We start from the raw sequence: 14,931 nt of genomic DNA, 5'->3' as shown, positions 1-14,931 counted from the left end.
AATAACCTAACATATAGACAATTAATTTTTCAGAAAATTATAAAAATATATAACCGAGACTGATAGAATATAGGTGATAGAATAAAACAAATATAGGAAAAGGGATGATATTATGATAGTGGGTGCACTTATAGACAAAAGTGATACATGGATTTTATGGGCAATCATTATTGTGTGGGCAACGGTGAGTTTATTTTTAGAACAGAGGTATCAATGGGCAAGTACAATTTCTGGGGCCATTATAGCACTTGTTGGTGCAATGGTATTATCTAACTTTAAAGTGATACCAACGAGCTCACCAGTCTATGACACTGTATGGGATTACATTGTACCTTTATCGATACCATTATTATTATTTAGTTCTAATATTATGAAAATATGGAAAGAAAGTAGAAGGTTGTTGGTCATATTCTTCATTGCTTCGATAGGAACCATGATTGGAACGTTGGTTGCATTTATTGTATTAAATCAATGGATACCTTATTTGAACAAGATAGGAGCGATGATGACAGGTAGTTATATTGGTGGTGGAGTCAATTTTGCAGCACTAAGCTCTAAACTTGAAACGCCAGGAGATATGGTATCGTCAACAGTAGTGGCAGATAATAGTGTGATGGCTTTGTATTTTATGCTATTGATTGCACTCCCTTCACTCCCATTAATTAAAAAGTATTTTAAAACAGACTATAATACAGAACAATCTCCAAAAGTACAACAATCGTATTGGCAACCTAAAAAAATTCAATTGTTAGATATCGCATTTTCGGTAGCGAGTGCAATCACACTTGTAGCAGTTAGTTTTAAAGGTGCTGAATTGATTCAGCAATGGATACCTAAAAGTAATATTGTGCTCACGATTATTACTTCTTTCTTTGGAGATTCCTATCTTTTGCTAACGACTTTAACACTAATTGTGGTCGCGATATGGGGTGACTTCTTTGAAAAGTTAGCTGGTGCATCAGAAATAGGCACTTTTTTAATCTATATCTTCTTTGTAGTGATAGGTATTCCTGCTTCTTTTGCCACAATTATAACAACGGCGCCTTTACTCTTTGTTTTTGTTATTATTATACTTGTTTTTAATTTAGGGTTAAGTTTGTTGTTAGGTAAGGCATTTAAATTTAAAATTGAAGAAATATTATTAGCGAGTAATGCGACAGCGGGTGGGCCAACAACCGCAGCTGCATTAGCAATAGGAAAGGGATGGACAGGGCTTGTTGGTCCTATTCTCATAATAGGAACCTTGGGCTATGTCGTAGGAAATTATGCTGGTACATTGATGTATCAATTGTTAAGCCATATGTCCTAAATAGCATTGAAGTGTAATATGTAATTATAAAAATAGGTAAATTCAACTAAATGTATAGGATGAGAAAGGAAGCAATAATTATGAGTGAAAAAAATAAGATGTTAGCTGGTGAATGGTACGATGCAAACAATGATAAAGATTTAGGGACAGAGCGAATGAAAGCTAAAGATTTATGTTTTGATTTAAACCATGTCCGTCCTAGCAATCAAACAAAGAGACAAGCAATAATAAAGGAATTATTAAATTATGAGCCTCAATCATTAGAATTACTAAGTCCATTCCAAGCTGATTATGGCTATAATATCGATTTAGGCCAGCGTGTCTTTATTAATCACGATTGTTATTTTATGGATTGCAATAAAATTGTGATTGGCGCTGATGTATTTATTGGTCCTAATTGTGGCTTATATACAGCAATTCATCCTCTTGACTATCAAGCGAGAAACGAAGGGGTGGAACAAGCTTTGCCTATAAAGATTGGGAATAATGTTTGGATAGGGGCTAATGTCGTTGTATTACCTGGTGTAACTATCGGTGATGGTGCTGTTATAGGCGCGGGGAGAGTGGTTGCCAAAGACATACCTGCCAATGCGCTTGCACTTGGTACACCTGCGAAAACTGTTCGTACAATTAATCAATAATCATGATTCACCTGTTTTTACTGTATACATTCACATAATATTTAAGAAGATGCCGTCAAAATCGTGTGGTTTTGACGGTATTTTATATTATCTCATTTTCTTGTTTTAATTTGTATAGTAATTGTTTATTTTGGATAAATAATAGAAAATCGATGTATTTTTCACTTAAATATTGTAGAGAGTAGAATTATATTTGTATTTGGTTGTGTAATATCAAAAAACTAATTAAAATTATATTAAAAAATATTCCGCGGAGCTTAAATGAAAAATAATTAAATTGCTCGGAATATAATTAGGATTTGTGTTAAAATATAAAAATGTGAGTGAAATGGTAAGAGTAATAATAGTGACTAAATAAACATGAATTCAAAATTTATAAAATATAAAGTTTTTACAGATTGTTTGAACAAGCCAACTTTTAAATGACTATTTCCATATCTAACTAACGATCACTAGACAAGAAAAGAGGAATATTGAATATGGATATTTTAATTGGTACATTATTTTTAATTATAGTGTTAGCTTTATTTACACTATTTACATATCGAGCACCTAAAGGTATGCGTGCGATGGGAGCTTTAGCAAATGCTGCAATTGCAACATTTTTAGTCGAAGCTTTTCACAAATACGTAGGTGGAGATTTATTAGGTATTAAATTTTTAGGAGAATTAGGTGATGCTGCTGGAGGTTTAGGTGGCGTTGCGGCAGCCGGCTTAGTATCATTAGCTATTGGTGTTTCACCGGTTTATGCGTTGGCAATCGCTGCATCATGTGGCGGTTTAGATTTGATACCAGGTTTTGTAGCGGGTTATGTAATTGGTTATTTAATGAAATATGCTGAACGCAAAGTGCCAGACGGTATAGATTTAATAGTAGGGATTATTATCATTGCGCCTTTAGCAAGATTAGTTGCAACGGGTGTAACGCCGTTAGTCAATAATTCGCTATTAAAAATAGGAGATATTATTCAAAGTTCAACTGAAGTAAGCCCTATTATTATGGGGATTATTTTGGGGGGAGTCATCACAGTTGTTGGTACAGCTCCACTTAGTTCTATGGCTTTAACAGCATTATTAGGGCTTACAGGTATGCCAATGGCGATTGCGGCCATGGTGTCGTTTGCTTCTTCATTTATCAACGGTACCATGTTTAACAAACTAAAATTAGGTGATCGTAGATCTAGAATTGCAGTATGTATTGAACCACTATCTCAAGCTGACGTAGTGTCGGCTAATCCAATACCGATATATACAGCAAACTTTATAGGAGGCGCACTTGCGGGTGCAGTTATCGCTTCTTCTGGTATGATAAATGATGCTACAGGCACTGCTACACCGTTAGCTGGATTTTTGGTAATGTTTGGATTTAACGACCCAGTGAAAATCTTTATTTATGGTGCTATTGTAGGTGTTATCGGTTTAATTGTTGGTTATGTATGTTCCATTCTATTTAAGGATCATCCAATTGTTTCCAAAGAAGATATTGAAGCAAGATAAAATTAAAAAGCACTTTGACGCTTATTTTGTACTGCACCCCGAAAGTTAGATTTTTAGTCCAACTTTTGGGGTGCACATCATTTTAGATGCGTCAAAGTGCTTTTCTTTAATCGCTTAATTGGCTATCAGGAATATCGGTAATGAACATATGACCGGGAGCATGTGTAATCATAATTTCTGGTTTAGCATCTAAAGCGACAGACTGAGGCGTTACACCACAGCCCCAAAAGACAGGCACTTCATTATTTTTAATTTCTACGGGTTCACCAAAATCAGGTTTATTTATATTAGAAATACCAATTTCTGAAGGGGTTCCAATATGCATAGGTGTGCCATGTACATTTTTAAAACGAGAAGTAATTTCGGTTGCTTTAATCGCTTGTTGTATAGTCATAGGACGCATGCTTACTGTAATGTTACCAGCAAATTGGCCGCTATCAGCAGCTGGAATATTAGTCATATACATTGGCACATTATGTCCTTCTTCTAAATGACGTATAGGAATACCAGCTTCCAGTAATGCATGTTCAAATGTAAAGCTACACCCTATTAAAAAACTGACCATATCTTCTGTAAACAATGTATCGATGTTAGCTCTTTGTTCTATAAGTTTACCTTGCTCGTAAACACGATAGGCAGCAACTTCGGTAGTGATGTCAGCTTGTTTACCAAAGATAGGAAATGACTTCGACCCTTTTTCAGACACGTCTAAGAGCGGACAAGTTTTAGGGTTTCTAAAGCAAAATTTCAAAAAGTCGTAAGCATAGGCAGAAGGAAGTATGACAACATTAGCCTGAATGTAGCCTTTGGCCATACCACTTGTATGTCCAGTCAGTTCTCCTTGTTTAATCATCTTTCTTATTGTAGCTGGTTGTTGTATTTGTAAGTCCAAATCTATCATCCCCTTATAAAAGTAATAATACCATTTTACCAAAAATTCAGAAAAATACAGTGTTGAGCATACTTTAATTACCTTCTAATATGGTTTTAAAATACTAAAAGTGACGTTATAATAAATTAGTAGATGTATTGAATCATAATGATTTCTTGGGAGGATACATATGAAGAGAACTGGAGAAAAAGTACTTGTATGGATTGGTATTATCTTGCAGTTTATATTAATCTTTTTAATGGCAATTGTTACACCATTTTTAAATGATATAAGTGTGAAAAATGAATTAGTAGATGGTATTTATAACAGTGATATGTATAATCAGGGCACATCACAAATGGATGCATCTAGTTTAGTAGATATTGCTAGTCAGATATTTCTTCTAGCTTTAGTTATAGTGATTATATGCACTGTTTTGGCTATTGTATTTGCTTTATTCATTAATAAAATTCCAAAAGTTGTAGGTGTATGCTTTATTCTTCTTGCCATTATTACTGTCTTAACGTTGAATTGGCTTACAGCGGTTCTATGGTTAATTGCGGGTATTATGTTACTGGCAAGAAAACAGAAGCATACAGATAGCCTGTATAAGTCGGGTGAATATAATAATTATAATAGTAACCAAAGAAACTATAATGGAACGCAAAGAACTAAGGTAGATAACACTAGACAAACACGTAATAAACTTAATGATTCGGAGCAAAAGGAATCAACACAGTTTAATCGTAGTGAAAGAAATAAGAAATAGTACTGTTACGTATTGCGAATACTCAAGGTTTTAAAAAACAAAATTGGCAAGAGTTAAATAAAAAAGGTGAGACAGAAGCTATAAGTTACTGTCTCACCTTTTTTTATACAATTGATGAAGCAAAGCACATCAATTCATTTTGCCATGTTTATAACTTTCATAAACACTATCATATCTGATATGTCCAATACCACCAACAACAAATTTGCCAAACTTAAATAGATTAAATAAATAAGCTAAGCAGATAGAAACTACTAAAGTGATAATAAAATTAAACGCGATATTACGAATCGAACTATCAGCTCTTAATAACCCTAAATCATGTACAAAGAAATAGTGGGTTAAGTAAATACAAAATGAATAGTTACTAATAAATAGAACAAATTTAGGTACATATTTGATATAAGAAGAAAATAAGAAAAACACTAATATGATCATAGTGACATAAAATGGAATGTCAAAACGTTTCGATTCCACCCAGGTACTAACGCCTAGCAGATAATTACCAATTAAAACAGAAGAGGCAATTACTAGTCCTATAATAATGGGCCAAGTGTAACGTTTAATATTTTTCATGAATGCTTCATAATAAATACCTGTATAAAATCCAAGTAAAAAATAACTAATCCATCCTAAAAATAACATCCAGCCTTCTCTTTCCCAAAATAAGCCTAAAATATCATTTTCTGATTGTGGTATATACTGGCGAAATGCCCAGTATATTGTAGCAAATATTATCGAACCGATAATCATTGGAATGGGCTTCCATTTAATTAAATACTTAGCAAAAAGAATATGCAATATGTAGAATTGGAAGATAATGACAATGAAGTAGGTGACGGCACCACCGTGAAACATAGTATCTCCAACATTATGCATATATTGAGCTAACGTTTTTGGTTCGAAATAAAAATATGAAATACCAAGGTTAATTAAGACATAAGGAATACCTAAATAGATTAACTTATTCTTCAAAAAACCTGGCTTTGTTTTAACGTGATAATTTTTAGCTAATAAAAACTCTGAAATAAATACGAATAATGGTGTGCTAAACATAAGGAGTAATTGAAATACTCTAATAGTTGTACCATGACCAACAAAATCCATTTTGCTAAAAGTTGTTGTAATCGAATGAATAAGAACAATACTTAAACAAGCTATCGTACGCATCCAAAATATCACAGATGTATATGTTTTCATTATAGCTTACCTCTCGATTGTTCTTTTTATATTTTTAAAATAAATATAATTATTTGTGAATTTTCATCCTAACATATTGAATTTAGTCTAAATGTAAAGTTTAGATTACAAATTATTAAATTTATATATTATATATTTATGGAGGTAATAATAAATGTGATTGAATAAAATTTCAAATATCAACGTAATGGATGAAATGAGTTCAATGCCATTTATTTTAATAAAAAATTTTGTAAGCGATTGCAATTATTGTTTGATATCTATACAATAGCAATAAGAATGGAAACATTTCCATTTAGTTTTCTATTTACAAACTTACATGGGGGGTAGAAAAATGGTAGTCAATTATCACAACGAACCAGGCATTGATTTTACAGATAGTAAAAATGTCGAGTCATTCAAAAAAGCTTTAGAGAAAGTTAAAGGTGAATTAAATCAAAAAATTCCTTTAGTTATTAACGGGGAAGAGAAATTCACAAAAGATACGTATCAGTCTATCAATCCGGCTAATACTTCTGAAGTTATTGCTGAAGTTTCAAAAGCAACGCAAAAAGATGTAGATGATGCATTTGATGCAGCTAATGAAGCGTATAAATCTTGGAAGAGATGGTCTCACAAAGACCGTGCAGAATTTTTAATTAGAGTTGCAGCGATTATTAGACGTCGTAAAGAAGAAATCTCAGCTGTTATGGTTTATGAAGCAGGTAAGCCATGGGATGAGGCTGTCGGTGACGCTGCAGAAGGTATTGACTTCATTGAATACTATGCAAGATCAATGATGGAGCTTGCAGATGGTAAACCAGTATTAGATAGAGAAGGGGAACATAATAAATATTTCTACAAACCTATCGGTACAGGTGTAACAATCCCACCATGGAATTTCCCATTCGCAATCATGGCTGGAACAACATTAGCACCAGTAGTTGCTGGTAACACAGTTCTTCTAAAGCCTGCCGAAGATACACCATTAACTGCTTATAAATTAATGGAAATTTTGGAAGAAGCGGGACTACCTAAAGGTGTTGTTAACTTTGTTCCAGGTGATCCAAAAGAAATCGGTGATTATCTTGTAGATAGTGTACACACACACTTTGTAACATTTACAGGTTCTCGTGCTACCGGTACAAGAATCTTTGAAAGAGCTGCAAAAGTGCAAGATGGTCAACAATTCTTAAAACGTGTTATTGCTGAAATGGGCGGTAAAGATGCGATTGTTGTTGATAAAAACATCGATACAGATTTAGCTGCAGAGTCTATTGTGACTTCTGCATTTGGCTTCTCAGGACAAAAATGTTCTGCATGTTCTCGTGCCATCGTACACAAAGACGTATACGATGAAGTGTTAGAAAAAGCAGTAGCTTTAACTAAGAATTTAACGTTAGGTAACACTGAAAACAACACATATATGGGTCCTGTTATTAATCAAAAACAATTTGATAAAATCAAGAACTATATTGAAATTGGCAGTAAAGAAGGTAAGTTAGAACAAGGTGGAGGCACAGACGATTCTACTGGTTACTTCATTGAGCCAACAATTATTTCTGGCCTTAAATCAAGCGACCAAATTATGCAAGAAGAAATCTTTGGTCCGGTTGTAGGATTTGTTAAAGGTAAAGACTTTGAAGAATTATTAGAAATTGCTAATGATACTGATTATGGTTTAACAGGTGCAGTGATTACAAATAATCGTGAAAACTGGATTGAAGCTGTAACGTCTTATGATGTAGGTAATCTATACCTTAACCGCGGTTGTACTGCAGCAGTTGTAGGCTATCATCCATTTGGTGGCTTCAAAATGTCAGGTACAGACGCTAAAACAGGTAGCCCAGACTACTTATTAAACTTCTTAGAGCAAAAAGTTGTTTCAGAAATGTTCTAAAATAAATGATTAAAAGGAGCGAGCATACGCAATCAAAATGGATTGTGTACGCCGCTTCTTTTTTTATTCATCTATGACTTGGATGTTAATGAGTTTTCTGAAATACTTGTCTAGTTCAGCAGGGGGCAGTTCGATACATTGTTCTCTAATCCACTCTGTAAATCCAAACAGGCTCGCACCATAAACATAAAATATAAGTTCTGCAGGAATGTCAGAATCTACTGAAATACGGTGCTCATTTTCTTTAATATCATTTTGTAAAACACTGATAAAATGATTTGATATCGTACGTTCAAACTCTTTGTCATGTTCTTGTTTATCCTTGATACGTTGCAATTCAATTACATCACTAGTTCTATCTATTACGGAAAAGGGTGCATTGATACGTTCTTTTAAATCGATTGAAAAGTAATCTTTTGTTACGAACTTGATTAAGTAAATCAAAAGGTCGTATTTATCATAAAAATGTTTATAAAATGTTGTACGATGTACTAATGCTTTTTCGCATATTTGATTCACTGTAATAGTTGAGAAAGTTTGTTTTTCAAGCAATTCATAGAAACTTTGCGAGAGTGCACGTTTAGTTTTAATAACACGTAAATCTTTTGTGTTCAATATACATTTCTCCTTATTTGTAGTTTAAATATACAAATTCTAATAATTAATTCTTTTAATAAAAGGGTAAAGCATTTAATATGTGGATAGAAATAATCTACAGTATATATTTAAACTATAACGTTGATTAAATTAGGAGGCAATAGTTTGGCAAAGTTTTTATATAGAGTAGGATCGTTTGTAGCTAAGCATAAATGGTGGAGTGTTGTTGCATGGGTAATTTTGCTTGCGGCTATTATTATTCCCCTTACAATAAGTGCGCCGAAGTTCGATAATGACATTACAATGAATGGCTTACAATCACTCGATACTAACAAGAAAATTGAAGATGAATTTGGTCAAGATAGTGAAAAAGCTCAAATAAGAGTTGTATTAAAAAGCGATGCAAAAGAAGGCATCGTTAAACCTGATGTGACAAAAGATATCAAAAAGGCTTTGAAAGATATCAAAGATGACGATAAAGATATCAAAACTGTTTCAGATCCATATGATAGTAAACAGATTAGTAAAGATAAAACAACTGCGTTTGCAGATGTGAATTACGATGTTAAGACAACATCACTAAAATCAAGCTCCAAAGATAATATCAAAGAAAAAGTAGATGAAATTAAAGAAGATCATAATGTGCAGGTTGAATTAATGGGTACAGGTATGGAGTCTACAGAAATTGGTGGCGCTTCTGAGATAATAGGTGTCATTGTAGCATTTGTCGTACTGTTAATTACGTTTGGTTCAGTTATTGCTGCAGGTTTACCAATCATCAGTGCATTACTTGGATTAGGTACAGGTGTAGGTGTGATTTCATTACTTACATATGCATTCGATATTCCTAATGTTACTTTGACTTTAGCAGTTATGATTGGTTTAGCAGTTGGAATAGATTATGCATTATTTATATTATTTAGATACAGACAAATAATGAAGACAGAAACGAACCATATTAAAGCAATTGGATTAGCGGTAGGTACTGCAGGTAGTGCAGTGATATTCGCTGGTGTCACAGTAATTATTGCAGTATGTGGTCTATCTCTTGTGGGAATAGATTTCTTAGCTGTTATGGGATTTGCTTCGGCAATCAGTGTATTTGTAGCAGTGGTAAGTGCACTTACGCTATTACCAGCATTAATTAGTATATTCCATAAACAAATTAAACCTAAAAGAACGAAATCAGAATTTAAAAATGATAACGACACGGGATGGTCAAAATTTGTTGTAGGAAAACCATTATTAGCTATATTGGTTGGTTTAATTATTTTAATATTGGTTGCTATACCTGTAAAAGATATGCGTTTAGGTATCCCAGATGATGGTATGAAGACTGCAGATTCCACGCAGAAAAAAGCATATGATATTATCTCGGATAAATTTGGCGAAGGATTTAATGGTCAAATTGCAATGTTAGTAAATGTTAAAGATCAAAAGGATAATCCTCAAGCTTTACAGAATGACTTGAAAGCTATGCGTCAAGACATTAACGATATGGATAATGTTGATGTAGTTACAGCGCCACAACTAAGTGAGAGTAAAGACTATGCGATGATCGCAGTTATACCTGAAAAAGGACCGAACGCAGAATCAACAAATACATTGGTTCATGATTTAAGGGATTACAATGATAAGGCTAAAGATGAATATGACTTCAATACAGAAGTTTCAGGCCAAAGTGTTATTAATATAGATATGTCTCAAAAATTAAATGAGGCAATTCCATTGTTTGCGGGCGTAATTGTGGCACTAGCCTTTATATTATTAATGGTCGTGTTCCGTTCGATTATTATACCTTTAAAAGCAGTACTTGGTTTTGTATTATCCTTAATGGCAGCACTTGGATTTACAACAGTAGTTATGCAAGAAGGTGTAATGTCTGGATTGTTTGGTGTCGATACCACTGGTCCATTGCTTGCATTCTTACCCGTTATCACTATAGGACTGTTGTTTGGTTTGGCAATGGATTATGAAGTATTCTTAATGTCGCGTATTCATGAAGAATATACAGTAACACATGATAATGAACGTGCTATAAAAGTAGGTATTAAAGAAAGTGGTCCAGTGATTGTTGCGGCTGCATTAATCATGTTTAGTGTCTTTATTGCCTTTGTCTTCCAAGACGATGTGATGATTAAATCGATGGGATTAGCACTCGCATTTGGTGTACTCTTTGATGCAGTTATCGTCCGTTTAATATTAGTACCAGCATTAACTAAATTATTCGGTAAAGCGTCATGGTATATGCCTGCTTGGTTAAACAGAATCTTGCCAAGTGTCGATATAGAAGGACATGGGTTAAAAGATGAAATAGATAAATCAGATAAAAAGTAAATACTTGTAAATGAACACAGACTGAGAATAGCCATGAGAAATCTATGACAATAGATTGCATCATGGCTATTTTTTATAGATTTAGAGAGGGATGATTTCTACGGATGAATAGGTTTGAAAGGCGCTGCTATCAAACATGTTTCACGACTATTTATCTTTGATAGTAAGGCATGACGAAATTGCTTTGAATCAATGAGCTTTCTGTTCTACTATCTTTTTGTCAAAAAAAGAACAAATTCTAGAATTTATAGATTATTGGGGATATTTCTTTAAAATAATAAATTATAAAGAGGTGAATTATGGAAACTTTTTATAGTATAGATTTAATGAAAGCAACTAATGATAGTAGCCAAATTAATCAAGGATTGCGAATTGGTTTAATATTAAATAACGATATGTCAGTTTGGAAATTTAATGAATCTTATGAGTTCAATGAAGGTGATGTTTTCATTATTAACCATCAAGAACCTTATAGGTATCATAAAGACGAAGACACGTTATGTATCTTGCTTCATTTAACAGAAAATTATTTGAAACAGTACTTAACTGACTTTAGCGATAAATTTTATATATTGGATAAAGCACACATACAAAATGCAATATATAAACAAATTGTAAATATTGTAGCTAAAATCGGGATTGTTTATATCAGAAAAGGTGAGTTTTATCGTTTGTACATAGAACAACAATTGATAGAATTAATGTTTATTATTGCACGGTTTTTACCTACAAAACGCAATGAGTTTTATAGAAAAAGTGTAGAGGATAATCGTGTGGCATTTGTATGCAATTATATAGAAAATAATTATAGTAATAGTATTTCGCTCAATGAAGTAGCCAATATGGTACATCTCAGTACCACTTATTTATCTAAATTATTCACACAACAAGTTGGTATGGGATTCAGTCAATATATCATACATATAAGGCTGAAACATTGTAAGAAAGATTTAGTTATGACAGATAACTCAATTACACAAATTGCTGTGAAACATGGGTTCAGTAATTCGAACACTTTATTAAAACATTTTAAAGCACATATGAAATTAACGCCTTCTCAATTTAGAGAAAAATATAAAAATATAGAATTAGTGGAAACTATCAATAAAGAACAAAAAGAAGTTATTTATCAAAGATATTTACATTATTTATCATTATATATTTATCAAACAGATGAGATGTTACTACAGTCACCTGAGGCTCAAAAAAGAATAGATATTAGACTCAAAGAAACAAAGCGAAAGCTGTTACCATATGGTCATGTCATACAAATCGGGAATTTAGAAGTATTACTCATCAAAAGGTTTAGAAGACAATTGCTAGAAGTTAAAAATAATATTGGTGTCAATCATGTGTTAATCAAAGATCCAATCAAAGAGGGATTTGTAGAACATAAATGGATTGAAAGTGATGAAGAAATACCAAATATTCACCCATATATGAAGTTAGATGAATGCTTGGATTTTCTAATTGAACATCAAATAGGTTTAGGGATAGAAATCAATCCACCTAAGACAAGAGTAAATTTTAAAGTATATTATCAAGAAATGACTTATTTATTAGAACACATATATAACACATTAATGGAGAGAAAAACATTTAATTTAATAGTTTATATTGGTACTAATGATGAACAATTATTTCAGTCTCTTTTGAGATTGTTTAAAAATTATTTTCCCCATATCAAAATAATAATGAATACGAGCATTGATTCAGAAAAGCAAGCAACTGCAGCTAAGTACATTTTAGATCATCATCGAAATGAAATTGATAGTATCAGTTTTAGTGCAAATCAAAATGATATGATTAATTTTAAATCAATTGACGATAATCAATATATCCAAACTAAAAAACATATTAAATTAAAATTGAAGCAAATTAAGCATTGGTTAGGTTTGAAAGATTATTGCATCCCATTCACTTTGTTAAAGTGGAATACATTAACAGGGAATACAAATTATACAAATGGCGCGTATTTTCGAGCTGGTATTATTTTTGAACAACTTGTGGAAATGAATGAGGACATTCGTTCTATAGGGTATTGGTTGAATTTTGAGATACATCAACAACACTGTCAGAAAGAAACTATTGCTCAGTTGAATGGTATCGATTTATATCATCAATTTGGTGGTAAGAGACCCGCCTTTTTTACAAGTACAATGTTTTCAAGGCTCTCTGAGCGCATTTTATATAAAAACGAAAACTGTATGGTTATAGGTGATTTTAATCATTTTCAAGTAGTTTTATGGAATGCAGAACATTATAATCCATATTTCACGATGAATGATTCATCAAATGATATTAACTATAATGAATATCAGTTCAATATTACAAATGCTTTACCTGGTATGTATAAAATTAAACATTACACTTTAGACAAGAATCATGGTGCGTTATATAAAGTATGGCAACAATATAATACACGCTATGGTATGGATAAAGAAACGATTGATTACGTAAATCGAGTTAATTATCCAAAATTAAATATTAGTGAAATCATAGTCACAAATACAATTACATACCATTTGAAATTACTGACTAACGCGCTACATATTATTGAATTTAGAAAATATTATAATGAAGAAGCTGAGGAGCTAACCTAGGGGAATTGAACTTCAAATGCCCTAGATTAGCTTTTTTGAGTGAATAATAATTACGGGTATTGTGGTTATTGTAAAGTTTGGGAGTAATGACAAAAAATAGAGTTCTTTTTTTGTCATTACTAAAAAAGAACAGAAAGTCATTATAAAAAGAATATAAAAATAGCAAATAATCTATATTAAGAAGAAAATGAGCGCGCTACAATCTTTTTTGAGAGAGGATAGCAAGTATCATTGATGGAAGATGTTTTATAAACATCTCACAATTGAGCTTATCTTCCCTGTTTGTCATTTGTAAATTAAAAAATAGGAGGAACATAAAATGACTCAAAAGGGAAATGCGCAAACATATAAAGGTGACAATAAACTGATTTTAGGTATCGTGTTAGGTGTTGTGACTTTTTGGTTATTTGCACAATCTTTATTAAATGTTGTACCTACGTTGCAACAATCGTTTCATAGTAGTATTGGAACAATCAGTATCGCAGTGAGTATTACCGCACTGTTCTCTGGTATGTTTGTTGTTGGTGCTGGAAGTCTAGCTGATAAGGTGGGGCGTGTAAAGATTACTTATATCGGTTTATGGTTAAGCATTATAGGATCATTATTAATTATCATTAGTAACTTACCAATATTATTAATTATTGGTAGGGTAATTCAGGGATTGTCAGCAGCAGCTATTATGCCCTCAACCCTAGCAATTATGAAAGCATATTTTGATGGTAAAGACAGACAACGTGCATTGAGTTATTGGTCAATAGGGTCATGGGGCGGTTCAGGTTTAGCATCACTGTTTGGCGGGATGGTCTCAACATTTATTGGTTGGCGTTGGATTTTTATTTTATCTATACTTATTGCTTTACTATCAATGTATTTAATCAAAGGGACTCCTGAAACGAAGTCACCAATAACTAATAATAAACGCTTTGATTATGCTGGTTTGATTTTATTTGTAATTATGATGTTAAGTATCAATATTGTTATTACACAAAGTGGTGCCTTGGGATTATTCTCACCAATTATTTTAGGACTTATAATCATTTTTATACTTTCGACAATTATTTTCTTAAAAGTTGAAAATAAAATAGGTAATCCATTAATTGATTTTAAACTATTTCACAATAAGGCATATACAGGCGCAACATTATCTAATTTCTTATTGAATGGTGTGGCAGGTGCTTTACTAGTTGCTAATACATTTGTACAGCAAGGATTAGGATTTAGTGCATTTC

10 protein-coding genes and 1 pseudogene are annotated in these 14,931 nt (G+C 32.5%); 8 read left to right on the top strand and 3 right to left on the bottom strand.

Features of this window, described 5'->3' with window-relative positions:
• Window positions 1-112 precede the first annotated feature (112 nt).
• The 3 genes from D9V42_RS02080 (at window position 113) to D9V42_RS02070 (ending at window position 3,446) form a co-directional block, all read left to right on the top strand.
• Entirely contained in the window at window positions 113-1,309 is a 1,197-nt protein-coding gene (locus D9V42_RS02080) for a DUF819 family protein (RefSeq protein WP_122062825.1), read from the top strand.
• An 80-nt stretch (window positions 1,310-1,389) separates the two neighbouring features.
• A complete protein-coding gene (locus D9V42_RS02075) occupies window positions 1,390-1,950 on the top strand; it encodes a sugar O-acetyltransferase (protein ID WP_122062824.1) in 561 nt (186 codons plus the stop codon).
• A gap of 479 nt (window positions 1,951-2,429) precedes the next feature.
• Entirely contained in the window at window positions 2,430-3,446 is a 1,017-nt protein-coding gene (locus D9V42_RS02070; protein ID WP_107554974.1) for a PTS sugar transporter subunit IIC, read from the top strand.
• Window positions 3,447-3,552: 106 nt separating this feature from the next.
• Here D9V42_RS02070 and D9V42_RS02065 read toward each other — a convergent pair whose 3' ends face one another.
• Complete coding sequence (locus D9V42_RS02065) at window positions 3,553-4,347, bottom strand: putative hydro-lyase (protein WP_107554975.1); 795 nt, start codon at window positions 4,345-4,347, stop codon at window positions 3,553-3,555.
• 160 nt (window positions 4,348-4,507) lie between these two features.
• Between D9V42_RS02065 and D9V42_RS02060 the strand changes: the two genes are divergently transcribed.
• The gene (locus D9V42_RS02060) at window positions 4,508-5,086 is read left to right on the top strand and encodes a DUF4064 domain-containing protein (protein ID WP_122062822.1); all 579 of its coding nucleotides are present in this window, start codon (window positions 4,508-4,510) and stop codon (window positions 5,084-5,086) included.
• 129 nt (window positions 5,087-5,215) lie between these two features.
• On the opposite strand, the gene D9V42_RS02055 is transcribed toward D9V42_RS02060, so the two are convergent.
• A complete protein-coding gene (locus D9V42_RS02055) occupies window positions 5,216-6,286 on the bottom strand; it encodes an acyltransferase family protein (protein ID WP_107554977.1) in 1,071 nt (356 codons plus the stop codon).
• 334 nt (window positions 6,287-6,620) lie between these two features.
• Between D9V42_RS02055 and pruA the strand changes: the two genes are divergently transcribed.
• Window positions 6,621-8,165 carry an L-glutamate gamma-semialdehyde dehydrogenase gene (gene pruA / locus D9V42_RS02050; RefSeq protein ID WP_107554978.1) on the top strand — a complete coding sequence of 515 codons (1,545 nt, stop codon included), beginning with the start codon at window positions 6,621-6,623 and terminating at the stop codon, window positions 8,163-8,165.
• Window positions 8,166-8,228: 63 nt separating this feature from the next.
• Here pruA and D9V42_RS02045 read toward each other — a convergent pair whose 3' ends face one another.
• On the bottom strand, window positions 8,229-8,780 hold the full coding sequence (locus D9V42_RS02045) for a TetR/AcrR family transcriptional regulator (RefSeq protein WP_107554979.1): 552 nt from the start codon (window positions 8,778-8,780) through the stop codon (window positions 8,229-8,231).
• Between the two features lie 147 nt (window positions 8,781-8,927).
• Between D9V42_RS02045 and D9V42_RS02040 the strand changes: the two are divergent.
• The 3 genes and pseudogenes from D9V42_RS02040 to D9V42_RS02030 form a co-directional block, all read left to right on the top strand.
• Window positions 8,928-11,069: pseudogene (locus D9V42_RS02040) on the top strand (MMPL family transporter); the annotation flags it as partial.
• Window positions 11,070-11,398: 329 nt separating this feature from the next.
• A complete protein-coding gene (gene aryK / locus D9V42_RS02035; protein ID WP_122062820.1) occupies window positions 11,399-13,702 on the top strand; it encodes a transcriptional regulator AryK in 2,304 nt (767 codons plus the stop codon).
• Window positions 13,703-14,021: 319 nt separating this feature from the next.
• On the top strand, window positions 14,022-14,931 hold a 910-nt coding region (locus tag D9V42_RS02030; RefSeq protein ID WP_122062818.1), incomplete at its 3' end, for an MFS transporter.

The organism is Staphylococcus pseudoxylosus (assembly GCF_003697915.1).
GTDB lineage: Bacteria > Bacillota > Bacilli > Staphylococcales > Staphylococcaceae > Staphylococcus > Staphylococcus pseudoxylosus.
Note: the sequence above shows the minus strand (reverse complement) of the source record. Positions and strands in the feature narration are given on the sequence as shown.